1 pseudogene is annotated in these 498 nt (G+C 33.5%); it reads right to left on the bottom strand.

The features are described 5' to 3' along the window. Nucleotides 1-498, bottom strand: a pseudogene (locus tag FUA24_RS23700) (DNA-directed RNA polymerase subunit beta'); the annotation flags it as partial.

Here is a 498-nt window from a genome sequence, read left to right as displayed (position 1 = left end):
CCTTCTTTAAAGTTAGAAAGAATTGGATTTTCAATAATTTCACCACCACCAGCATTTGATTTTTTAGGCTTAGCCATTAATCCACGCATACCGGTTAACTGACGAATTTGTTCTTTAGAACCACGTGCTCCAGAATCAAGCATCATAAACACCGAGTTAAAACCTTGCTGATCTTCACGAATACGTTTCATAGAAAGCTCAGTTAATTCAGCGTTAGTAGATGTCCAAATATCAATTACCTGGTTATAACGTTCGTTGTTAGTAATAAGTCCCATGTTATAGTTACCCATAATACCATCAACTAAACCATTGGCTTTATCAATCATTGTTTGCTTTTCAGCAGGAATAATAATATCACCTAAACTGAATGATAAACCACCTTTAAATGCAAAGTTGAAACCTAAAGTTCTAATAGAATCTAGGAAATCAGCCGTTTCAGGTACCGATGTAACTTTAAGAATATTACCAATAATATCTCTTAATGATTTTTTAGTAAGA

The sequence above is a fragment of the Seonamhaeicola marinus genome (genome assembly GCF_008085455.1).
Note: the sequence above shows the minus strand (reverse complement) of the source record. Positions and strands in the feature narration are given on the sequence as shown.